The following is a 22,612-nucleotide window of genomic DNA, read 5'->3' as shown; positions in this document are numbered from 1 at the left end:
GGATGCCATGACACCAGCGCTCCCCCCGCCCCGGCTGACCGGCCGGGTGGCCGGAGCGCGGGGCGGGGACAGCGTCAGGTCAGGCGCGGAGCGTCGCTCCGAAGCGCTCGCCGGCAGCGGCGATCGCGGCGTCGCGAGACTTGGTGGCCTCGTCGACGGTGAGGGTGCGGTCCGCGGCGCGGAAGCGGAGCTTGTACGCCAGGGAACGCTTGCCTTCGCCGAGCTGCTCGCCGGTGTAGACGTCGAAGAGGGTGATCTCCTCGAGCAGTTCGCCGGCTCCTTCGCGGAGCATGTCGGCGAGGTCGGCGGACGGGACGTCCGTGCCGGCGACCAGGGCGACGTCCAGCAGCACCGGCGGGTACGCCGAGATGCTGGGCGCCGGACGGGAGTCGGGCAGCGGGATCGCGTCCAGGTCGAGTTCCATCGCAACCGTGCGCGGCGGCAGGCCGAGGGCCTCGACGACCTTCGGGTGCAGTTCGCCCGCGTGGCCGACCGGCCAGTCGCCCACCCGCAGCTGGGCGCAGCGGCCCGGGTGCCACGGCAGGAGGTCCGCGGCCTGCACGGTGAGCTGCACGCCGGCGGCCTCGGCCACCAGGCGCGCGGCCTGCACGGCGTCGGCCCAGCCCGCCTGGTCGCCCTTGCCCCACCAGCCGGCGCGCGGGCGCTGGCCGCTGAGGACGACGGCGACGTGCACCGGCTGCGCGGGCACGGCGGCCTCCAGCACGGCGAGATCCTCGTCGCTCGGGCGGTGCTCGACGCCGAGGTCCGGGACCTTGAGCTGGTTCGGCTTCGGCAGCACGACCTGGCCGACGTGGAACAGCGACACGTCCTTGAGGCCGCGGGAAACGTTGCGCTGCAACGTCTCCAGCAGGCCCGGCAGGAGGGTGGTCGCCATCCGGTCGTGGTCGGCTTCGAGCGGGTTCTGTACGCGCACCGTGGTGCGGCGGATGTCGTCCTCGGGCAGGCCGAAGACGTCCCACACCGCGTCGTCGATGAACGGGAACGGGCGCACCTCGACGTAACCCGCCTCGGCGAGCGCGCCGGACACCGCGCGGCGGCGGCGCTGCGCGTCGGTGAGACCGCGGCCCGCGGGTGCGGTGGGCAGGACCGACGGGATGCTGTCGTAGCCCTCGAGCCGCAGAACCTCTTCGACGAGGTCGGCGGGCTGGACGAGGTCGCCGCGCCAGCTCGGCGGGGTCGCGGTGACGAGACCGACGCCCTGGTCGCTCGTGCTGAGCTGGACCTTGCAGCCGATCTGGCCGAGCCGCCGCACGGTGACGCCGCGTTCGTAGCGCACGCCGGCGATCTGGTCGGGCAGGTTGATCGGCATGGTCACCGGGGCGTGCGGAGCGACGCCGCCGACGTCCGTGCGGCCCGGGCGGATCGCGCCGTCGCCGTACTGGCGCAGCAGCCGCGCGGCGAGTTCCACCGCGGCCGCGCACAGCGCCGGGTCGGTGTAGCGCTCGAAACGCTTCGCCGCCTCGGAGAACAGCTTGTGCCGTCGCGCGGTGCGGCTGATCGACGCCGGGTTCCAGTGCGCCGCCTCGAGAAGGACGTCGGTGCTCTCCGGCGTGATTTCCGTGCTGGCGCCGCCCATCGTGCCGGCGAGGGAGATGACGCCGCTGTCGTCGGCGATCACGATGTCGTCCGCGTCGAGGGTGCGCTCCACGTCGTCGAGCGTGGTGAGCTTCTCCCCTGCCTTCGCGCGGCGCACCACCAGGTCGCCCTGGATGGAGCCGGTCGCGAACGCGTGCAGCGGGTGGCCCAGCTCGAGCATCACGTAGTTGGTGACGTCGACCGCGAGCGAGATGGACCGGATGCCGGCCAGCATCAGCCTGCGGCGGATCCGCCACGGCGTCGGCGCGGTCGCGTCGAGACCGGTGACGCGGCGCAGCACGAACCGCGGGCAGCCCTCGGGGTCCTCGACCCGCACCGGCCACGCCTCGCCCTCGGCTTCCGGGAAGCTGTCGAGCATCGCCGGGTCGCCGAACGGCACGTCGAGCGCGTTCGACAGCTCGCGCGCCAGGCCGCGGATCGACAACGCGTAGCCGCGGTCCGGGGTCGGCGTGACCTCGATGACGGTGTCGTCGAGACCGAGCAGGTCCTTCGCGTCGTCGCCCGGGCTCGCCGTGCCCGGCGGGAGCACGAGGATGCCGCTGTGGTCGTCGCCGAGACCGAGTTCGGCCGCGGAGCAGATCATGCCGTCGCTGACCTTGCCGTAGGTCTTGCGCGCGGCGATCTCGAAATCGCCCGGCAGGACCGCGCCCGGCAGCGCGACCACGACGAGGTCGCCCTCGGCGAAGTTGCTCGCGCCGCAGACGATGCCGCGCGTCTTGATGCCGTGCGGGCCCTCGTTCTCGAGCGGGCCGTCGTCCTCGTCTTCGTCCTCTTCGGACAGTTCCGCGTCGTCGGGCTCCGGGTCGGGTTCCTCGCCGACCTCGACGCGGCAGAACCGCACCGGCTTCTTGAAGCCGGTCAGCTCCTCGATCTCCGCGACGCGGCCGACCACGAGCGGGCCGGTCACCGGGCCGAGCTCGCTCAGCTCGTCGACCTCGATCCCGATCCGCACGAAGGCGTCGGCCAGGTCCTGCGGCGTGACGTCGGCATCCACTTCGAGATGCTCGGTCAGCCAGCTCACCGGGACTCGCACTACGCCTCCGTTCCGAAGGGAAGGGTGAACCGGACGTCGCCTTCGACCATGTCGCGCATGTCCGGGATGCCGTTGCGGAACTGCAGGGTCCGCTCGATGCCCATGCCGAAGGCGAAGCCGGAGTAGATCTCCGGGTCGACGCCGCACGCGCGCAGGACGTTCGGGTTGACCATGCCGCAGCCGCCCCATTCGACCCAGCCGGGGCCGCCCTTCTTCTCCTCGAACCAGACGTCGACCTCCGCCGACGGCTCGGTGAACGGGAAGAAGTGCGGGCGCAGCCGCGTCTTGGAGCTCTCGCCGAACATCGCGCGGGCGAACGCGTCGAGCGTGCCCTTGAGGTGCGCCATGGTGAGGCCCTTGTCGACGGCGAGGCCTTCGACCTGGGTGAACACCGGCGTGTGCGTGGAGTCGAGCTCGTCGGTGCGGTAGGTGCGGCCCGGGCACACGACGTAGACCGGCAGGTCGCGGTGCAGCAGGCTGCGGGCCTGCACCGGCGAGGTGTGCGTGCGCAGCACCAGGCCGGAGCCTTCCTCGCCGACGTAGAACGTGTCCTGCAGCTGGCGCGCCGGGTGGTCCTTGCCGAAGTTCAGCGCGTCGAAGTTGAACCACTCGGCTTCGAGCTCGGGCCCTTCGGCGACCTCGTAGCCCATGGCGACGAAGACGTCGGCGATGCGCTCGGACAGCGTGCTGATCGGGTGCCGGGCCCCGCGCGGGACCTGGTCCCACGGCAGCGTGACGTCGACGGCCTCCTCGCGAAGCACGCGCTCGTCGCGCTCGGCCTGCAACGCGGCGCGGCGCGCGTCGAACGCGGACTGCACCGCCTGCCGGGCCTCGTTGACGCGCTTGCCCGCGTCGGCCTTCTCCTGCTTGGGCAGCGCGGCGATCTCCCGGCGCGCCAGCAGCACCGGAGACTGGTCCCCGAGATGGGCCGGTTTGACGGCGGCGAGCGCGTCCAGGTCGGCCGCGCCGGCGAAGGCGTCCTCGGCCGCCTTGACCGCCGCGCGCAGGGTCTCCGGTGCGAGCACGTCGACCGGCTGTTCTGTGGCTCCGGACATGACTCCTCGGCGTCCACTGGGACTGGTGTTGTCGGCGGCACGCGGGCATGCCGCCGCACGTGCACATCGGGCAGCTCAGTCTAGGGGATCGGGCGCCGGGCCCGGCCGCTCACCCTCCGCTTCCGGAGCGGCTGCGCCGGATCCGCCCCGTGATCACGACCGACCGTCGCCGCGGACCCGAACGGACGTCAGCGGATCAGGTGAGAACCGCCCCTCGACCGGCTTGCCGCGGACGCCCTCCCGGAGCGGCTGCTGGACAGGTGCGGGACGGCGGAGCCAGCCGGGCTTGGCTTCGCGGAATCTCGGAGTTTTCCGGCGGAAGAGCGGCGGGGGCCGAAGCCCAAGCCGAACAAGCCGGGATGCGAGATCCGGATGGAGGCAGCGGACGGAGATGGCTGGCGACGCGGCAATGCGCTACTGGCTCCCGACCGAGGTGCGGAGGGAGGCAAGCCGACAGGCAGCACAGAAGTGGCTGGCAAACGCGCTCGGTATCTGGTGCCTCAGCGATCGGCTGGCGCTCGGCAACCGGCGCAGCAGAGCGGTGCCCGACGGCGCGGCATGGCAACTCACGCGACGGGTTGTTGCTGACAGTGCGACAACTCGACAGGCGGCTGACGCCCCGGCGGACACAGTTCGGCAGCCAACCGGCCTGCGACGAGCAGGACTTGGCAGACGGTTGGCGGTGCGGCAGGCATAACTCGGCACCCAGCGGACAACGCGCGGACAGAGCTTCACAGCCAGCAACACGGCGGACACCGCCCAACAGCCGACCGGCTCGCTGCCCGCGCAACCCGGCAAGCAACCGACCACGCGGCGGGCACCACGCGCAGGCAACCCAGCAACACGGCAAGCGCAACTTCACCAATTAACCGGGCCTGCCACGAGGGCGACCCGGCAAGCAGCGGTGAGTGCGAAGGCAGAAAGCCAAGGGCGACCGTGGCCCGAAGTGAGCAGACTTGTTATGACCGTCGGGCTGATGTCCGGGTCATGGCGAGCGATGAGCTGCCGCGACAGTGCCCCGGGGGATAGCGCCAGGAGGCGGCGACGCCAAGCCCGCGCGAGACCACGGCGAAGGCGGCCGGCAGTCAGAGTCGGAAGGCGGTCGTCACCTGACGAAGAAGATCCTCCTCCGAAATCGCGGTGTCGACCTCAATCGCCCGCAACCCGAGCCGCGACGTCTCCTTCCGGAGGCGGCTCGTGAACATCCGGTCCCGTTCGGCGAGGTTGCGGGCGGCCCGGGCCGGATCGCTGGTCTGCCATACGAAACTGTCCCCCGGTGCGCTCCGGCCCTCGATCGCCGCGTGGCGGAATTCCGGGGTCGGCAGGAGCCAGACGGCCTGGTCCACGACGGCCAGCAGCGGCTTCACCAGGTGCGGCAGCAGCCGGAAGCCGTCGACGACAACGGGAGGGGGCAGGGCGAGGAGGTCTTCGACAATCAGCTCGAAGCCCTCGCCTCGGAACCAGTGGAACGTCTCCAGCATGACGGCCGGGGAGCGCCGGACCCAGCGTTCGTCCATGTCCATGGCCCGGAAGGCGTGCAGCATCGGGGCCGTGGCGGGAGTCGTGCGGGCGGTGTGGGCGCGCATGACGTCGTCGGTCGCGTAGTGGTGCCAGCCATAACAGGCGGCTAGGCGGCGGGCGATCGTCGATTTGCCTGCGCCGGGGGCACCGCCGATCCAGTAAGACGTGCCGGAGATCCTGCACGGGGTCAGCGGTGCGCGGCCATCGCCGCGGTGTAGACGCAGACTGCGGCGGCGGTCGCGAGGTTGAGGCTTTCCGCCTTGCCGTACAACGGGATCCGGACTGCGTCGTCGACCGAGGACAGGACGTCTTCGGGCAGGCCGTGGGCCTCGTTGCCGAAGATCCACGCCACTGGGTCTCCGAAGTGGACGGTCTCCAGCGAGGTCGAGGCGTAGCCGTGCGCGGCCAGCGTCCGGAGACCGGCCGAGCGCAGGGCTGTCAGCACCGACGGGATGTCGCGGGCGCGGGCCAGCGGGACGTGGAAGGTGGACCCGGCGGCGGCGCGGACGCTTTTGCCGTTGTGCGGGTCGACGGTGTCGCCGGCCAGGACTACCGCGTCGGCGCCGGCGGCGTCGGCTACCCGGATCACGGTGCCCGCGTTGCCGGGTTCGGCGACGTCCACCAGGACGACCACCAGCCGGGCGGAGGCGAGGACTGTCTCCAGTGGACGGTCGACCAGCGAGCAGACCGCGATGATTCCTTGCGGCGTCACGGTTTCCGACAGGCTCGCGGCCGCGCGGTCGGTGATCGGCGACACGCGCGGGGCGGCCTCGACCAGGGAAGGGTGCGCGGCGGCGGCGCGTTCGGTGACGAAAAGCTCGTGCACCGTGCCGTGGGCGAGAGCCGACGTGACGGCGTTGACCCCTTCGGCCAGGAAGCGGCCGGTTTTCTCTCGTTCCGCGCGCCGGGTCAGTTTGCGCGCGGCAACGACCCGGGGGGTCCGTTCGGTGAACGGATCCGCCCCGGGCCGGAAGGTGCTGCCGGTCAGGCCGACTTCGCTTCGCCGGTCGTGACGTTCGCCTTGGCGAGCTCGGCGAGCGCGGTGAAGGCGGCCGCGTCGTTGACCGCGAGGTCCGCGAGGATCTTGCGGTCCACCTCGACACCGGCGGCCTTCAGGCCCTGGATGAACCGGTTGTAGGTGACGCCGTTGGCGCGAGCGGCCGCGTTGATGCGGGTGATCCACAGCTGGCGGAAGTCACCCTTGCGCGCACGGCGGTCGCGGTAGGCGTAGTTGAGCGAGTGGAGCGTCTGCTCCTTGGCCTTGCGGTACAGCCGCGAACGCTGGCCGCGGTAACCGCTGGCCAGTTCGAGAGTCGCGCGACGCTTCTTCTGGGCGTTGACCGCCCGCTTGACGCGTGCCACTGGTCCATCCTGTCGAATTCGGGGGGTCGGAGACCCCGGGGTGGTCGGGAAAGAGTGCGGGGCCTCAGCGGCCGAGCAGGCGCTTCACGCGGCCGACGTCGTTCTGGGCGACCTCGGTGGTGCCCTCGAGACGGCGGGTGAGGCGGTTGGACTTCTTCTCCATCAGGTGGCGGCGGCCGGCCTTCTGGCGACGCAGCTTGCCCGAACCGGTCACGCGGATCCGCTTCGACGTGCCCTTGTGCGTCTTCATCTTCGGCATGCTTGTTGTCCTCTTCCGTGCGGCGGCACACCGGATGACCCGGTGTGCCGCTGACTGTGCTGGTCGGCGCTGGGGCGCTACGCCTCGGGAGCCGATTCGGCCGATTCGGCTTTCGCCGCCTTCGGCTTCACGTTCTTGTGCGGGGCCAGCACCATGATCATGTTGCGTCCGTCCTGCTTCGGCGACGATTCCACGAAGCCGAGCTCGGTGACGTCGTCGGCGAGCTTCTGCAGGAGCCGGAAACCGAGCTCCGGCCGGGACTGCTCGCGACCGCGGAACATGATCGTGACCTTGACCTTGTTGCCCGCCGCCAGGAACCGCGACACGTGACCCTTCTTGGTCTCGTAGTCGTGCTGGTCGATCTTCGGCCGCAGCTTCTGTTCCTTGATGACGGTCAGATGCTGGTTGCGCCGGGAGTCGCGGGCTTTCTGCGCGCTCTCGTACTTGAACTTGCCGAAGTCCATGAGCTTGGCCACGGGCGGGCGTGCCTGCGGGGCCACCTCGACGAGGTCGAGGTCCGCCTCCTGCGCAAGCCGCAGCGCATCCTCGATCCGGACGATGCCGACCTGCTCGCCGTTAGGGCCGACGAGCCGGACTTCCGGCACCCGGATGCGGTCGTTGATGCGTGTCTCGGAGCTGATGGGGCCTCCTTGGTCCGAGTGATGTTTTCTCGTTTCGACCTGGTGCCCACATGATTCAGGCCCCGTCGCCGGCTGCTGCCGGTGCACGGGGCCCGCTCTGTCTCCGATCGCGTCCGGCCGGAAGGCCGAACGCTTCGCCTCGTGGGACGATGCCTGAACGGCACGAACCACTTCGGCGAGACCGGACCCGGACACCTCAGTCGGTGACGCGGGTGGGAGCGGGGCTCCACTTGCCGCCCCCGATCGCTCGGGAGCTGGTCGCACGTGGAAGGGTACCAGACGTGTCTGAACAACCTTCGCCACCGCCCCCGTATTCCCCCGACGACCGCGGGCTCGAGGAGATCCCCAGCGTCGAGGTGATCAGCCGCGCCGCGGTGATGCTGCTGTCCGCGGGAGCCGAACGCCTCGGCCTCGCCGACGCCGACCCGGAGAACTCGCCGCACCGCGACCTCGACGAGGCGCGCCGCCTCATCACCGCGCTCGCCGGGCTCGTCACCGCCTCCGCGGAGTACCTCGGCCTGCACGCCGGTCCTCTTCGCGACGGACTGCAGTCGCTGCAGAAGGCGTTCCGCGAGGCGTCGGTCGTGCCGGATCCGCCGGGCCAGGGGCCGGGCGAGAAGTACACCGGGCCGGTTTACTGAGCCGGGAAGCCCGCAGAAGAGACGTTCGAAGACCCGCCCCGCGGCATCGCCGGGCGGGTCTTCGCCGTTTCCGGAGGGCGGCAAGAAAGGCCGTGCGCGAGACCGGAGGGGCGGGCCATCGCCGAGGCGATGCTCTTGCACGCGGAGCGATGCACTTCATCCGCGGGACGCGGACCTTCGCGCTCTCGCACGCCGAGCGCGCACCTCCCCCGCAGGACGCGGCCCTTCGCGCTTTCGCACGCCGAGCGCGCCTCTCACCCGCAGGACGCGGCCCTTCGCGCTCTCGCACGCCGAGCGCACCTCATCCCCGGGACGCGGCCCTTCGCCGCCCCGCATCCGGCTGCGCCGGTCGACGGGACCTGGCGCGGCACCCGCTCCGCGAAGGTCCGTGAAGGACGCCTTGAGGGAGTCAGAGTCCGTGAAGGTTCCCCTCACGGACCTCCCACCCTCGACAACCGCACCAGCCCACGCAGCGCTGGACGGCGGATCCCGTCGTTCCGAACCCATTGCCCCGAAGGTAGCCGACATCTAACATGTTAGATGTGAGCGCACTTCCCAAAGTCTCCCGGTCGCTGCTGCGCGACGAGGCGTACGAGCGCATCCGGCACGCCATCATCGACGGCAGCCTCCCGCCGGGCACTCCCCTGCGCGACGCCGACCCCGCCGACCAGCTCGGGCTTTCCCGCGCCCCGGTCCGGCAGGCGCTGCTGCGGCTGGCCGAGGACCGGCTGGTCGTGTCGAAGCCGCAGAGTTACACGAGGGTCGCCGAGTTCGACGCCGACGACGTCCGCGACGCGGTCCGGCTGGTCCGGGCGCTGCACGAGCTGGCCGTCCGCGAAGCGCTCCCCCGGCTCGGCCCGCGGCAGATCGCGGAAATGCGCGAAGCCAACGAGCGGTTCAGCGCGGCCGTCGCCGAGGGAGACGTCGGCAAGGCGATCGAAGCGGACGACGAATTGCACGACGTTCCGGTGCGGGCGTGCGGCAACCGGGCGGTTGCGGCGACGCTCGACCGGTACACGCCGTTGTTGCGCCGGCTCGAATACGCGCGGTTCAGCTCGCTGCCCGCGCACCGTTCGGTCACCCGGCACGAAGAACTCGTCGACGCGCTGGAAAGCGGCGACGAAAAAACCGCGGCGCACCTCACTTCCACGATTTGGACCGATCTCGAAGCCCTCCTGGAGGACGCGTGAGCCTGGCTGATTTCCCCCGTTTCCCGTTGCTGATCGGGCCTTCGCCGGTGCACCGGCTGGAGCGGCTGACCGAACACCTCGGCGGCGCGACCGTCTGGGCCAAGCGCGAGGACCTCAACTCCGGTCTCGCCTACGGCGGCAACAAGACGCGCAAACTGGAGTACCTCGTCGCCGACGCGCTCGCCGAGGGCGCGGACACGCTCGTCTCGATCGGCGGCGTCCAGTCGAACCACACGCGGCAGGTCGCGGCCTCGGCGGCGCGGGCCGGGATGAAAGCCGTGCTGGTGCAGGAAAGCTGGGTCGACTGGGCCGATCCGCTGCACGACAAGGTCGGCAACATCCAGCTGTCGCGGATCCTCGGCGCGGACGTCCGGCTCGTCGACGCCCGGTTCGGCATCGGCTTCAAGGAGAGCTGGGAGCAGGCGCTGGCGGAGGTCGAGGCGAACGGCGGCACTCCGTACGCGATCCCGGCCGGCGCCTCGGATCATCGGCTCGGCGGGCTCGGTTTCGCGAACTGGGTGCTGGAACTCGAAGAGCAGGAACGCGAACTCGGCGTTTTCTTCGACACCGTCGTGGTTTGTTCGGTCACCGGCGGCACGCAGGCGGGGATGATCGCCGGAGCGGCGGCGAGCGGGAAGCCGCGGCGGATCCTGGGGATCGACGCGTCGGCGAAGCCCGAGGAGACGCGCGAGCAGATCGGCCGGATCGCGGAGAGCACGGCGGAGCTGATCGAGGCCGGGCCGGTCGAGGAAGCCGAACTCGACGAGCGTTATCACGCGGGGGTTTACGGGATTCCGGACGAGCAGACGCTTGAGGCGATCCGTACTGCGGCGCGGCTGGAGGGAATGATCACTGACCCGGTGTACGAAGGCAAGTCGATGGCCGGGCTGATCGATCTCGTGCGCACCGGCGAGATCGCGAAGGACTCGAACGTGCTGTACGCGCACCTCGGCGGGCAGCCTGCCATCAACGCGTACACCAGCGTGCTGGGCTGAGGTTCTCGTGAGTGGCGATCACGGTTCTAACCGTGATCGCCACTCACGAGCCCACCCGTCAGTCGAGAACGGCGAGCACGTCGATCTCGACCAGGAGACCGGCGGGCAGCCCGACGTACACCGTGGTGCGGGCCGCGTGCGGGGCCTCGCCGATCAGCTCGTTGTAGACCTCGTTGAACGCGGCGAAGTGGCTGGTGTCGGTGAGGTACACGCGCACCATCACCGCGTCCGCGAAGCTCGAGCCCGCTTCTTCGAGCAGCGCGGTGAGGTTCTTGAACACCTGCCGGGTCTGGCTCACGACGTCGTCGCCGACGATCTCGTTCGTGGCCGGGTCGAACGCGACCGCGCCGGCGACCTGCAGGATGTTCCCCTTGCGGACGGCCTGCGAGAAGTTCGCCGGCGGCTTCGGCGCGTTCTCGCTGGTGATCGCCGTCTTGCCCATCATTGCCCCTTTCCGTTCCCCGTCCATCCACTGTGGACGGAAGCTTCTTCGGCGGCGGCCAGCAGCTCGGGCACGAGCGCCAGCAGCCCCTCGTAGTCCAGCAGCACCTTCGGCACCGACATCGACGCCGCGGCGAGCACCTCGCCGCCCGCGCCGCGCACCGGCGCGGATATGCAGTGGATGAAGTCCTCGTGCTCGGCATTGTCCACCGCGTACCCGCGCTCGGCGACCTGGTCCAATTCGGCCAGGTACGCCTCGGGCGTGGTGATCGTGTTGGCGGTGAGCACGACGTAGTCGATCGCGCGGGCGATCTCCTCGCGTTTGGCCCGCGGCATCGCCGCGACGAGCACCTTGCCGACTGCGGTGCAGTGCAGCGGAGCGCGTTTGCCGACCCGCGAGTACATCCGGACCGCGTGGTGGCCCTCGAACTTGTCGATGTACACCACCTCGCCGTCCTCATAGGACGCCAGGTGCACGGTGTGCCCGGTGCGCAGGTTCAGCGCGGCGAGTGCTTCGTGCGAGCTGCGCCGGACGTCGCGGTCTTCCAGCGCCTGGTTGGCGAGGTCGAAAAGGGCGCTGCCGAGCCGATAGTGCCGGACCCCCTCGCGCCGCACGAAATGGTGCGATTCGAGCGTGCGCAGCAACCGCAGCACGGTCGTCTTGTGCACGCCGATCTCTTCGGCCAGTTCGTCGAGCGTCTTGCCGCCGCGGGCGAGACCGCTCAGCAGCGTCAGCGCGCGGTCGAGACTTTGGCTCACGTGGCCACCACTCCCTCTCCGGTGAGCCGGACGGAACCCCAGCTCTCGGCGTCCGCCTGCACCAGCTTCAGCACGACCGCCTCGGCCAGCGGCACGCCGACGTCGTCTTGAGTCAACAGCGTTGCCGCAGCTTGCAGGTGACCCCGCCGAAGCCTGGTCAGCGGATCAGCTCCGCGCAGAGTCGCGGCCAGGAATCCGGCGGCGAAGGCGTCTCCCGCGCCGACCGGTTCCACGACGTCAACCCGAAGCGCGGGCGAGAACAGCGGTGCCGCCGAGCCTTCGACGAGCGTCGCGCCGCGTTCCCCGTGCTTGACCACCAGCGTGCGCGGCCCGGGCAGAAGAGTGCGCAGCTGTACCGGATCGCCGGTGCCCCACACTCGTTCGGCCTCGTCGTCGCCGGTCAGCACCAGATCGGCCTTCCCCGCCAACTCGGCGAGCACGGCCTGGTCGCGTCCGGTCCACAGCGCGGGGCGGTGGTTGACGTCGAACGACACGAGCAGGTCGCCGCGCGGACGGTCGAGCAATGCGCGGACGAGCGCGAGGCAGCTGTCCGAAAGCGCGGGCGTGATCCCGGAAAGGTGCAGCACGCGAACGCCGGAGAAGTCCAGCCGGGACACCAGTTCCGGGCCCATGCCGGACGCGGCGGAACCCGAGCGGTAGTAGCGAACCGGACTGCCGCCCGCGCCGCTTTCCTTGACGTACAGCCCGGTCGGGCGGGTCGGGTCGACTACGACGCCGCGCACGTCCACGCCCGCCGAGGCGATCTCGCGGACGAGCGCGCGACCGAACGGGTCGTCGCCGACCGCGCTGACCCATCCGCTCGGCACGCCGAGCGCGGGCAGGTGGCACGCGACGTTCGACTCCGCGCCGCCGATGGTGCGCAGCCAGGTGCGCACCTCGTCCGGCGGGCCGGGTTCGGCGGGCACGAACAACGCCATCGACTCGCCGATGCAGAGCACTTCGGGCGACCCAGTCGGACTGCTGGTCACTGACGTCCCTTCCCCGTTGACCTGTGGCGACCCGGATGCTACACCTATGCAACGCATTTTGCGCAACGTCCGTTGCAAGATACGCAACCGAGGTCCTGAATGAACAGCAACGCCGCTCTCACCGCCGCCGTCCGAGCCGGGCGCGGCGAACGGATCGACTGGCGCTTCCGCGCTCTCCCCCCGGCCCTGTCCGGACTCACGCTCGACGAAGCCGCGGCCCGCCGCGCGAAGCTCTTCGACGACGGCTTCTTCGGTCCGTTCGTGGTGCTCGACGCGGCCGCGATGGAGCACAACCTCGCCACCATGGCCCGCTGGTGCGCCGAACGCGGCATCGCGCTCGCGCCGCACGGCAAGACGACGATGGCGCCGGAGCTGTTCGCCCGGCAGCTGGAGCACGGCTCGTGGGGCATCACCGCGGCGAACGCCGGGCACGTGCGGATCTACCGCGCGTTCGGCGTGTCGCGGATCCTGCTGGCGAACCAGCTCGTGGACCCGTCGGCGCTGCGCTGGCTGGCCGGCGAGCTGGCGGCGGATCCGGACTTCGAGTTCGTCTGCTGGGTCGACTCGGTGCGCAGCGTCGAACTGATGACCGAAGCGCTCGCCGGTGCCGAGCGACCGGTGGATGTGCTCGTGGAATTGGGCGGCGAAGGCGGCCGCACCGGTGTCCGCGCCTCAGCGACCGCGCTTGCTGTCGCTGAGGCGGCGGCGAAGAGCCCCGTGCTGCGACTGCGGGGCACTGGCGGTTACGAAGGCGCGCTCTCACACCACACTGACGAGGCCGCGCTGGAGAAGATCAGTTCCTATGTGGACAGTCTCCGCGACGCGACGGTTACCTTCGCGGAGAAGGGTTTGCTCGCCGACGGCCCGGTGTACGTCACCGCAGGCGGCAGCGCGTACTTCGACCGCGTCGTGGACGAGCTGACCAAACCGTGGCCGGACGGTCTCGAAGTGGTCCCGATCCTGCGCAGCGGCGCGTACCTCACGCACGACGACGGGTTCTACCGCGAGATCTCGCCACTCGGCGAACACCCGCGCATCGCTGGCGTCGAGAGCTTCCGTCCGGCGCTGCACGCGTGGGCGCAGGTCACGTCGAAGCCGACGCCTGAGCTGGCACTGCTCACCGCGGGCAAGCGCGACCTGCCATATGACGAAGGCATGCCGGAGCCGCAACTGCTGCGCAAGGACGGCGTGGTCACCGAGCTGACCGGACACGCGGTCCCGAAGCTCAACGACCAGCACGCGTTCCTCGAACTGCCCGAAGGGTCGCCGGTCGAGGTCGGCGACTGGGTGCGGCTCGGTTTGTCGCATCCGTGCACGACGTTCGACAAGTGGTCGCTGCTGCCGGTCGTGGACACCGACGGCGAGACTGTGGTCGATTTCGTGCGGACGTGGTTCTGATGGATCTCGTGATCCGCGGCGCACGGGTCGCCGACGGAACCGGGGCCCCGCTGGAAATCCGCGACGTCGGGATCGCCGGCGACCGCATCGCCGGCGTCGCCGCGCCGGGAGAACTGACCGCGCCGCGCGTGCTCGACGCGACCGGGCAGGTCCTCTCCCCCGGCTTCGTCGACATGCACTCGCATTCCGACCTGCAAGTGCTCGCCAACCCGGACCATCTGGCGAAAATCAGCCAGGGCGTCACCACCGAGGTGCTGGGCCAGGACGGCCTCTCGTACGCGCCGGTCAACGACGAGGTTCTCGCGAGCCTGCGCCAGCAACTCGCCGGATGGAACGACGACCCGACCGGTTTCGACTGGAACTGGCGCTCGGTCGGCGAGTACCTCGACCGGCTCGACCAGGGCATCGCGACGAACGCCGCGTACCTGGTCCCGCAGGGCACGGTGCGAATGCTCGTGGTGGGCTGGGAAGACCGGCCCGCCACCGACGCCGAGCTGGCCCGGATGCAAGAACTCATCGCGACCGGGCTGGCGGAAGGCGCGTTCGGGCTGTCGTCCGGACTGACCTACACGCCCGGGATGTACGCGACTACCGAGGAACTGGTCGAGCTGTGCCGCGTGGTCGGCGAGCGCGGCGGCTACTACAGCCCGCACCACCGCAGCTACGGCGCGGGCGCGCTGGACGCGTTCGCGGAGATGGTCGACGTCTCCCGCCGCTCCGGTTGTCCGCTGCACCTCGCGCACGCGACGATGAACTTCTCCGTCAACAAGGGCAAAGCGCCGGATCTGCTGCGACTGCTGGACAACGCGCTCGACGCAGGCTGCGACATCACCCTCGACACGTACCCGTACCTGCCCGGCGCGACCTACCTGTCGGCGCTGCTGCCGAGCTGGTCCACCGAAGGCGGACTGGAACCGACGCTCGCCCGACTGTCCGATCCGGACACTCGCGAGCGGATCCGGGCCGAGATCGAAGAGTCCGGTTCGGACGGTGCGCACGGCGTGCCGATCGACTGGGACGCCATCGAAATCAACGGTGTGCGCCGCGAGGAGAACGCCGCGTTGGTGGGGCACAGCGTCCTCGCTTCCGCGCGCACCACCGGGAAATCCCCGGCAGACCTGTATTTCGACACGCTGATCGACGAAAAGCTCGGCACGTCCTGCCTGATGCACGTCGGGCACGAGGAAAACGTGCAAGCCATCATGCGGCACCGCACGCACACCGGCGGCTCGGACGGCCTGCTGGTCGGCGCGCGGCCGCATCCCCGCGCGTGGGGCACGTTCCCGCGGTACCTCGCGCGCTACGTCCGCGAATTGGGCGTTCTCGAACTGGCCGACTGCGTCGCGCACCTCACCGGGCGCGCGGCACGGCGGCTGGGGCTGTCCGACCGGGGCCTCGTGCGCCCCGGCCACGCAGCCGACCTGGTGCTCTTCGACCCGGACACGGTCGCCGACACCGCGACGTTCGACAATCCGCGGCAAGCCGCCGCGGGCCTCTCCCACGTCTTCGTCAACGGCGTCGCCGCCCTCGAAGACGGGTCCCCCACCGGCGCGCTCGCCGGGCATTCCCTTCGCCATCCCGGGAGTCGACGATGATTCACTGGCTGCAGACCAGCACGGCCGGTCTGCTCACGCTGGCCGCGGTGTCCATCGCGGTGCTGCTCTTCCTCATCATCAAGGTGAAGCTCGAACCGTTCATCGCCTTGATCGTGGTGGGCCTGCTCACCGCGCTGGCCGCGGGCGTGCCGGTCGGCACCCTGGTCGGCACCGCGCAGAAGACGTCGGATTCGCTGCTGGAGAAGGGCTTCGGCAGCATTCTCGGGCACATCGCGGCGATCATCGGGCTGGGCACGCTGCTCGGCTCGATCCTGGAAAAATCCGGTGGTGCGCGGGTGCTCACCGCGGCATTGCTGCGGGCGTTCGGCGAGAAACGCGCTCCGCTCGCGATGGGTCTCTCCGGGCTCATCTTCGGCATCCCGGTGTTCTTCGACATCGGCATTTTCGTGCTCGCGCCACTGGTCTACGCCGCGGCGAAGCAGGGCGGCCGGTCGATCGTGCTGTACGCGATGCCGTTGCTGGCCGGGCTTTCCATCACGCACGCCTTCATCCCGCCGCACCCGGGCCCGGTCGCCGCGGCCGGACTGCTGCACGTGGATCTCGGCTGGCTGATCCTGATGGGCGCGGTCTGCGGCATCCCGGCCTGGTTCATCGGCGGCATCCTGTACTCGACGTGGATCGGCAAGCGCGTGAACGTGCCGCTGGCCGAGGATTTCGCGAAGCTCGCCGGGGAAGAGGGCGAGCAGGACGGCCCCGCGCCGTCGCTCAAGCTGGTCGGCGGGATCATCGCGGTTCCGCTCGTGCTGATCCTCGTGGGCACATTTGGCAGCATCCTGCTGCCCAAGGGGTCCACCGGCGCGGGTATCGCCGCGTTCCTCGGCACGCCGGCCATCGCGCTGACCATCGCGACCATCCTCGCGTCGTGGCTGCTCGGCCGTCGCCGCGGGATGAGCGGCACGGATCTGGCCCAGCTTTCCGCCAACGCGCTGCGTCCGGTCGCAATGATTCTTCTCGTGGTGGGCGCGGGTTCGTTCTTCGGCGCGGTGCTGTCCGCCACCGGGATCGGCAAGGCAGTGGCCGGATCCCTCGGCGACGCAGGGCTTCCGGTGCTGCTGGCGGCGTACATCATCAGTTGCGGCATGCGCATCGCCCAGGGTTCCGCGACGGTCGCGATCGTGACCACGAGCGGCATCGTCGCGCCGACGGTGCTGGAACTGCACTATTCGCAAGCACAATTGGCGCTTCTGGTGGTCGCGATCTCGGCCGGTTCGATCATCGCGTCGCACGTGAACGACGGCGGATTCTGGATCGTCTCCCGCTACTTCGGGCTGACCGTGACGCAAACCCTGAAAACCTGGACGGCTTTGGAAACAGTCCTTTCCTTGAGCGGTTTCGGTGTGGCAGCATTGGTGATGGCATTGGTCTGAACCACATCGGCACAGGTTCCGGGGGTATTCGATGACCGAGATTTCCCGTCGCACGTTCGTCGGCGCGGTCGCCGCGGCCGGGGCCGCCGCGGTGGTGGGCGCACAGCTCGCCACGGCAGCGCCCCGGCCGCGCGCGGCCACGACGGTGTACGTCGGCAGCTACACCAACAGCGCACCGGCCGGCCACGGACTGGACGTCACCGAGCGAGCGGCGGGAAGCCCCGCGCTCACGCAGGTGCGCACCGTTCCGAAGCTGACCGACGTCTCCTGGTTCGACCGCACTCGCGACGGCCGGATCCTGTACGTCACCAACGAAAACGAGGGCGCGGCGACCGGCACGGTGTCCGCGTTGGACATCTCCGACCCGACCCGGCCGAAGCTGCTCGGCTCGACGTCCTCGAAGGGCGGCTCGCCCACGCACCTTTCGGTGCACCCGAGCCAGAAGTACGTGCTGGCCGCCAATTACGACTCCGGCAGCGTCGTCGTGCTGCCGATCAAGTCCGACGGCAAGCTCGGCGCGGCCACCGACCTGCAGCAGCACCAGGGCAAGGAGCCACACGCGCACCAGGTGGTCACCGACCCGTCGGGCAAGTGGGTGTTGGCGGTCGACCTCGGCACTGACTCCGTGTACGTCTACTCGTTCGACACGGGCAAGGGAAAGCTGAAGCTGCACAAGCAGATCGTCCTTCCCGCCGGTGCCGGTCCGCGGCACCTCGCGTTCCACCCGAACGGCAAATTCGCTTACGTCGCCCAGGAACTGCGGCCGGAGATCACCGTCGCCAGCTGGGATTGCGCCACCGGCACGTTCCAGCCGATCGCCGTGGTGCCCGCGGTTCCGCCGGGCAGCACCGGCGATCTGTTCCCCGGCGAGATCACCGTGTCGCGCGACGGGAAGTTCGTCTACGCCACCGTGCGCGGCCCCAACACCGTCGCCACCTTCACCGTCGCCGACGGCGGAGCCAAGCTCACCTTGGTCTCCTCAGCAGCCTCCGGCGGCAACTGGCCGCGCCACCTCGCGCTGGACCCGGACGAGAAGTGGTTCTACGTCTCGAACCAGCGCTCCGGCACCGTCACCTGGCTGCCGCGCGACCCGGCCACCGGCCTGCCCGGCAAGTCCGCGGGCTCGCTCGCCGTCCCGAACGTCAATTCCGTCTTCTTCGTCTGAGAAAAACCGGGGCTGTCACGCCGCACAGCCCCGTCTTTCCCGGTCTCCGACCGGTCCCCGCGACAGGAGTCACCGATGAAGCTGCGTTCTGTCCTGCCCGCTGCCGCCACGCTGGCGTTGCTCGCCGCGTGCGCGCCCACCCAATCCGGCCCGGCCGCGTCCGGCGGAAACCAAACCGACGGCACGCTCAGAGTCTGGTTGTTCGACGAAGCCAACCGCGCGCCGAAGGAGGCCGCGGTCAAGGAAGCGATCACCGAGTTCGAGGCCAACCACGCCGGTGTGAAGGTCGACGTGCAGTGGGTCCCGGTCGAGGGCCGCGCGGACAAGTTCTCCGGCGCGTTCAACGACCCGTCCAACGCCCCGGACGTCGCCGAATTCGGCAACACCGACGTCTCCAGCTACGCGCAGACCGGCGCGTTGTCCGATCTCACCAAGGACATCTCGAACTGGTCGGACGGCAAGGACCTGCTTCCGTCCGTTTTGGACACCGCCAAGGCGAACGGCAAGATCTACGGCATTCCCTGGTACACCGGCATCCGCGCGTTGTACTACCGCACCGACGTTTTCGCCGAACTCGGCCTCAAGCCGCCCACGACGCTGGCCGAGCTGACCGACGACGCGCGCAAGATCCGCGAGAAGAAGCCGGATCTGTACGGCATCGCCACCGGCGGCAAGTACACCTACGCGATGCTGCCGTTCATCTGGGCCAACGGCGGCGATCTGGCCAAACAGGACAATGCCAAGTGGACGTCCACTGTGGACTCCCCGCAGGCCAAGGCCGGGGTCACCGCGTACGCGAATCTGATCAAGGACGACATCTGCCCGCCCGCCGCCTGCGCCAACCTCACCGGCACGCAGAGCGTCACCGCGTTCGCCGGCGGCAAGGCGGGCATGGTGATCGGCGGCGACTTCAACCGCAAGGCCGTCGAAAAGGGCGCGGTGAAGGGCAAGTACGCGATCATGCCGCTGCCTGGCACCACCCCGAACTCGGTCGCGCCCGCGTTCGCCGGTGGCAACCTGCTCGGCGTGTTCGGCGCGAGCCAGCGCCACGGTCTCGCGGTGCAGTTCGCCGAACTGCTGGCCGGGATCAAGTACCAGGAGAAGATGTACGCGGCGATGGGCAACCTGCCCACCCTCGCGTCGGTGCAGAAGAAGCTCGCCGCCAGCGACCCGACGCTGAAGGCCTTTGTGGACACTCTGACCGCGGGCACGAAGTTCGTGCCGAGCACCCCGGCGTGGTCCAAGATCGACAGCCAGAACGTGCTGCCCACCGCCGTGCAGCAGATCGCGACCGGCGGCAAGGACGCGAACGCCGCGCTGGCCGACGCCGCAGCGGCGATGAACAAGAACTTCGGCTGACCCGTGGCCGCAGTCCGTTCCGCGACCGTCCGCCGCGACGGCCGCGCGGCGTTGGCGTACCTGCTGCCGGCGGGCATCCTGCTCGCCGCGCTGCTGGTGTACCCGATTTACCAGCTGGTCGTGATCTCGCTCTACGACTACGGCCAGCCGCAGGCGGCGGGCGCGGCCCCGCTGGTGTTCCTCGGCCTCGACAACTACGCGAGCCTGCTCGCCGACGTCCAGTTCTGGACAGTGCTCGGCAAGACGGTCGGGTTCGCCGCCGCCTGCGTGATCGGCAGCCTGGTCGTCGGCACGGCTCTGGCCGTGCTGGCGAGCCGGGTCCGCGCGCTGCCGCGGATGCTGCTGTTCCTGGCGGCGCTCGGCGCGTGGGCGACCCCGGCGATCGCAGGCTCGTACGTCTGGCTGTTCCTCTTCGACACCGATTTCGGCTTGGTCAACGAGGTGCTGTCGGGCATCGGGTTCACCGGCATGGAACACCATTCCTGGACGTTCGGCACCTTCGGCACGTTCGGGCTGGTCGCCGCCGAGGTGATCTGGTGCTCGTTCCCGTTCGTCATGGTCACCATGTACGCCGGGATCAGCGGGGTGCCGAAGGAGACGCTGGAGGCGGCCGCGCTCGACGGCGCGTCGGTCTGGCGCACCACGCGGTCGGTGATCCTGCCCGCGGTCCGGCCGCTGCTGACCATCGCGACCGTGCAGTCGATCATCTGGGACTTCAAGGTGTTCACCCAGATCTACGTGATGACCAACGGCGGCGGCATCGCCGGGCGGAACCTGATCCTGAACGTCTACGCCTACCAGCAGGCGTTCGCCGGGCAGGAGTACGGGCTCGGCTCCGCGATCGGGGTCGTGATGACCTTGCTGCTGCTGTCGATCACCGGGCTCTACGTCCGGTCCCAGCGCCGGAGTGCCGCATGGCTCTGAAAGTGCGCCGCCCCGCGCGGCTCGTCGCCGAAATCTTGACCGTCGTGATCGCCGCGGTCGTCGCGTTCCCGCTCTACTGGATGGTGCTCTCGGCGTTCAAACCGGCCGGCGAAATCCAGTCGGCGCATCCGAAACCGTGGACGTTCGCGCCTTCGCTGGACAGTTTCCGGCGCGTGCTCACGGTTTCCGGGTTCGGCCGGTACTTCCTCAACAGTCTCGCGGTCGCGGTGGTCGTGGTGTTGCTGTCCTTGCTGCTGTCGTTCCTCTCCTCGGTGGCACTCACCCGATTCCGGTTCCGCGGCCGCGGAATGCTGCTGGTGATGATCCTGGTGGCGCAGATGGTTCCGGTGGAGGCGCTGACCATTCCGCTGTTCTTCCTGATGCGCTCGGTCGGCGGGGCCGTGCCGGCGTTCGGGCTCAACGAACTGGGCTCGCTCGTACTGGTGCACCTGGCGTTCAGCCTGCCGTTCGCGATCTGGATGCTGCGCGGGTTCGTCGCCGCGGTGCCCGCCGAACTGGAGGAAGCGGCCACTTTGGACGGTGCGTCGCGGATGCGGTTCACCTGGCAGATCCTGTTCCCGCTCGTCGCCCCCGGGCTCGTGGCGGTGAGCGTGCTCGCGTTCATCCACGCGTGGAACGACTTCCTGTTCGCCAAGACGTTCATCATCTCCAAGACCGAAAACCAGACTCTGCCGCAGGCGATCCTGGTGTTCTTCAAACCGGAGGACACCGACTGGGGCGCCGTGATGGCCTCGTCCACCCTGATGACGATCCCCGTGCTGGTGTTTTTCGTGCTGGTGCAACGGAAGCTCATCGGCGGGACGGCCGGGGCCGTGAAGGGATGACCATGTCCGGTTTCGACACTCTCCTCCCCCGCCCGGTGTCCGCGGAAGCTGCGCCCGGCACCTGCCCGTGGCCCGCTCCGGTGGAGGTCCGGACGGCCTCGGATCTCCCTGCCGAGGGCTACCGGCTGCAGATCACGCCGGACGGCGTCACGCTCGACGCGGCTGACTCCGCGGGCGAGTTCTACGGCCGCCAAACCCTGCGCCAGCTGGCCGGTCCGGACGCGTTCCGCTCCGCGTCGATCCACAATGGACCGGTTGAGCTGCCATGCGGAACGATCACCGACCACCCGCGCTTCGCTTGGCGCGGCTGCCTTTACGACGTCTCGCGGCACTTCCGGACGAAGGCCGAGGTGCTGCGGTTCGTCGATCTGCTGGCCGCGCATAAGATGAACGTGCTGAACCTGCACCTCACCGACGACCAGGGCTGGCGGATCGAGACGCCGGAATTCCCCCGGCTCACGTCCGTGGGCGGCTGGCGGAAATCGTCGATGGTCGGCAGGCACGACGGCCCGGAACGCGACGGCCGCCCGCACGGCGGTTACTACACTGCGGACGATCTGCGCGAGATCGTCGCGTACGCCGCCGCCCGGGCCGTCACCGTAGTGCCCGAAGTGGACATTCCCGGGCACGCCCGAGCCGCCATCACGGCGTACCCGGAACTGGGCCCGGCCACCGACACCCCTTGGGAGGTCTGGACTTCCTGGGGCGTCAGCACCTCGCTGCTGGACCCGTCGGAGTCCACTCTGGACTTCTTCCGCGCGGTCTTCGACCACGTGCTGGACATCTTCCCGTCCCCGGTGATCGCGCTCGGCGGCGACGAGGTGCCCGGCGTCACCGAGGCGCACCACCGGTTCGTCCGGGCGATCGCGGACCACCTCGTCGCCCGCGGCCGCACGCCAATGGGCTGGGACGAGGTTCTCGACGGCGGCGACCTGCCGACGATGGTGATCGGCGTGTGGCAGGACCGCGAACGGGCGTCGCTGGCGCTGAAAGGCGGGCACGAAGTCGTGCTCTGCCCCGAGGACGGCGTGTACCTCGACCACCGGCAAAGCGACCACCCGGACGAACCGATCCCGGTCGGGTACCTGCAGGATCTCGAACACTTCTACGGCTTCGAGCCCGAATCCGGCCCGCGCGTGCGCGGGATCCAAGCCCAGCTGTGGTCCGAACACCTGGACACCGTGCGACGGACGGACTACGCGGCGTTCCCGCGGCTGTCAGCGTTCGCCGAGGTCGCGTGGAGCAACGGACCGCGCGACTACAAGGAATTCCTGCCCCGACTGCGAGAGCACCACCTGCCGCGACTGGACGCGCTCGGCGTAGATTACCGACCGCTAGACGGCCCGCACCCGTGGCAAACCCGCCCAGACGCGCCAGGACGCCCCCGCTGAGACCGCTTCGCGCCCCACCCGATCCACGAGGCCCCCCCCTTCAC

General features: G+C 69.8%; 21 protein-coding genes. 11 read left to right on the top strand and 10 right to left on the bottom strand.

From position 1 onward, the window contains the following. Positions 1–79: 79 nt before the first annotated feature. The 7 genes from pheT to infC form a co-directional block, all read right to left on the bottom strand. The gene (pheT, locus tag D0D37_RS31170; RefSeq protein WP_116204170.1) at positions 80–2,650 is read right to left on the bottom strand and encodes a phenylalanine--tRNA ligase subunit beta; all 2,571 of its coding nucleotides are present in this window, start codon (positions 2,648–2,650) and stop codon (positions 80–82) included. Beyond that, entirely contained in the window at positions 2,650–3,705 is a 1,056-nt protein-coding gene (gene pheS / locus D0D37_RS31165; protein ID WP_116204169.1) for a phenylalanine--tRNA ligase subunit alpha, read from the bottom strand. Before pheS ends, pheT begins: the two co-directional genes overlap by 1 nt. 1,085 nt (positions 3,706–4,790) lie before the next feature. Beyond that, positions 4,791–5,381, bottom strand: coding sequence for an AAA family ATPase (locus D0D37_RS31160; protein ID WP_279630345.1), 591 nt, complete (start codon positions 5,379–5,381; stop codon positions 4,791–4,793). 32 nt (positions 5,382–5,413) lie between these two features. Then, positions 5,414–6,214, bottom strand: a complete 801-nt coding sequence (locus D0D37_RS31155) for a TrmH family RNA methyltransferase (protein WP_208720235.1) — start codon at positions 6,212–6,214, stop codon at positions 5,414–5,416. After that, positions 6,211–6,588 (bottom strand): 50S ribosomal protein L20, encoded by a 378-nt coding sequence (rplT, locus tag D0D37_RS31150; protein ID WP_009079612.1) that lies wholly within the window; start codon positions 6,586–6,588, stop codon positions 6,211–6,213. Before rplT ends, D0D37_RS31155 begins: the two co-directional genes overlap by 4 nt. Before the next feature lie 64 nt (positions 6,589–6,652). Further along, the gene (gene rpmI / locus D0D37_RS31145; protein ID WP_037818166.1) at positions 6,653–6,847 is read right to left on the bottom strand and encodes a 50S ribosomal protein L35; all 195 of its coding nucleotides are present in this window, start codon (positions 6,845–6,847) and stop codon (positions 6,653–6,655) included. Between the two features lie 77 nt (positions 6,848–6,924). Then, positions 6,925–7,488, bottom strand: coding sequence for a translation initiation factor IF-3 (gene infC, locus D0D37_RS31140; RefSeq protein ID WP_200864208.1), 564 nt, complete (start codon positions 7,486–7,488; stop codon positions 6,925–6,927). Positions 7,489–7,769: 281 nt separating this feature from the next. Between infC and D0D37_RS31135 the strand changes: the two genes are divergently transcribed. The 3 genes from D0D37_RS31135 to D0D37_RS31125 all read left to right on the top strand — a co-directional run bounded on the left by D0D37_RS31135 (position 7,770) and on the right by D0D37_RS31125 (position 10,314). Continuing rightward, positions 7,770–8,129 carry a DUF1844 domain-containing protein gene (locus D0D37_RS31135; protein ID WP_037370356.1) on the top strand — a complete coding sequence of 120 codons (360 nt, stop codon included), beginning with the start codon at positions 7,770–7,772 and terminating at the stop codon, positions 8,127–8,129. 542 nt (positions 8,130–8,671) lie between these two features. Beyond that, on the top strand, positions 8,672–9,319 hold the full coding sequence (locus D0D37_RS31130) for a GntR family transcriptional regulator (RefSeq protein WP_425266984.1): 648 nt from the start codon (positions 8,672–8,674) through the stop codon (positions 9,317–9,319). After that, positions 9,316–10,314, top strand: a complete 999-nt coding sequence (locus D0D37_RS31125) for a 1-aminocyclopropane-1-carboxylate deaminase (protein ID WP_116204167.1) — start codon at positions 9,316–9,318, stop codon at positions 10,312–10,314. Before D0D37_RS31130 ends, D0D37_RS31125 begins: the two co-directional genes overlap by 4 nt. A 58-nt stretch (positions 10,315–10,372) precedes the next feature. Here D0D37_RS31125 and D0D37_RS31120 read toward each other — a convergent pair whose 3' ends face one another. From D0D37_RS31120 to D0D37_RS31110, 3 genes are read right to left on the bottom strand one after another with little or no spacing between them, the layout of a single operon-like run. After that, positions 10,373–10,756 carry a RidA family protein gene (locus D0D37_RS31120; protein WP_116204166.1) on the bottom strand — a complete coding sequence of 128 codons (384 nt, stop codon included), beginning with the start codon at positions 10,754–10,756 and terminating at the stop codon, positions 10,373–10,375. Further along, the gene (locus D0D37_RS31115) at positions 10,756–11,514 is read right to left on the bottom strand and encodes an IclR family transcriptional regulator (protein WP_116204165.1); all 759 of its coding nucleotides are present in this window, start codon (positions 11,512–11,514) and stop codon (positions 10,756–10,758) included. Before D0D37_RS31115 ends, D0D37_RS31120 begins: the two co-directional genes overlap by 1 nt. Further along, the gene (locus D0D37_RS31110; RefSeq protein ID WP_244223736.1) at positions 11,511–12,452 is read right to left on the bottom strand and encodes a sugar kinase; all 942 of its coding nucleotides are present in this window, start codon (positions 12,450–12,452) and stop codon (positions 11,511–11,513) included. The genes D0D37_RS31115 and D0D37_RS31110 overlap by 4 nt, the downstream gene beginning before the upstream one ends. 150 nt (positions 12,453–12,602) lie before the next feature. Between D0D37_RS31110 and D0D37_RS31105 the strand changes: the two genes are divergently transcribed. The 8 genes from D0D37_RS31105 (at position 12,603) to D0D37_RS31070 (ending at position 22,568) form a co-directional block, all read left to right on the top strand. After that, positions 12,603–13,901, top strand: a complete 1,299-nt coding sequence (locus tag D0D37_RS31105) for an amino acid deaminase (protein ID WP_116204164.1) — start codon at positions 12,603–12,605, stop codon at positions 13,899–13,901. Beyond that, positions 13,901–15,496: an N-acyl-D-amino-acid deacylase family protein gene (locus D0D37_RS31100; protein WP_116204163.1), complete on the top strand. Its 1,596-nt coding sequence runs from the start codon at positions 13,901–13,903 to the stop codon at positions 15,494–15,496. Before D0D37_RS31105 ends, D0D37_RS31100 begins: the two co-directional genes overlap by 1 nt. Then, positions 15,493–16,884 carry a GntP family permease gene (locus tag D0D37_RS31095; RefSeq protein WP_116204162.1) on the top strand — a complete coding sequence of 464 codons (1,392 nt, stop codon included), beginning with the start codon at positions 15,493–15,495 and terminating at the stop codon, positions 16,882–16,884. Before D0D37_RS31100 ends, D0D37_RS31095 begins: the two co-directional genes overlap by 4 nt. Before the next feature lie 31 nt (positions 16,885–16,915). Further along, positions 16,916–18,049 carry a lactonase family protein gene (locus D0D37_RS31090; RefSeq protein WP_116204161.1) on the top strand — a complete coding sequence of 378 codons (1,134 nt, stop codon included), beginning with the start codon at positions 16,916–16,918 and terminating at the stop codon, positions 18,047–18,049. Positions 18,050–18,124: 75 nt separating this feature from the next. Then, a complete protein-coding gene (locus D0D37_RS31085) occupies positions 18,125–19,408 on the top strand; it encodes an extracellular solute-binding protein (RefSeq protein ID WP_116204160.1) in 1,284 nt (427 codons plus the stop codon). Positions 19,409–19,411: 3 nt separating this feature from the next. Then, positions 19,412–20,332 (top strand): carbohydrate ABC transporter permease, encoded by a 921-nt coding sequence (locus tag D0D37_RS31080; RefSeq protein ID WP_116204159.1) that lies wholly within the window; start codon positions 19,412–19,414, stop codon positions 20,330–20,332. Next, positions 20,323–21,177, top strand: a complete 855-nt coding sequence (locus D0D37_RS31075; protein WP_208720233.1) for a carbohydrate ABC transporter permease — start codon at positions 20,323–20,325, stop codon at positions 21,175–21,177. Before D0D37_RS31080 ends, D0D37_RS31075 begins: the two co-directional genes overlap by 10 nt. A 2-nt stretch (positions 21,178–21,179) precedes the next feature. Continuing rightward, positions 21,180–22,568 carry a beta-N-acetylhexosaminidase gene (locus D0D37_RS31070; RefSeq protein WP_116204158.1) on the top strand — a complete coding sequence of 463 codons (1,389 nt, stop codon included), beginning with the start codon at positions 21,180–21,182 and terminating at the stop codon, positions 22,566–22,568. Positions 22,569–22,612: the final 44 nt, after the last annotated feature.

This window comes from Amycolatopsis circi (assembly GCF_003385235.1).
GTDB classification, from domain to species: domain Bacteria; phylum Actinomycetota; class Actinomycetes; order Mycobacteriales; family Pseudonocardiaceae; genus Amycolatopsis; species Amycolatopsis circi.
Note: the sequence above shows the minus strand (reverse complement) of the source record. Positions and strands in the feature narration are given on the sequence as shown.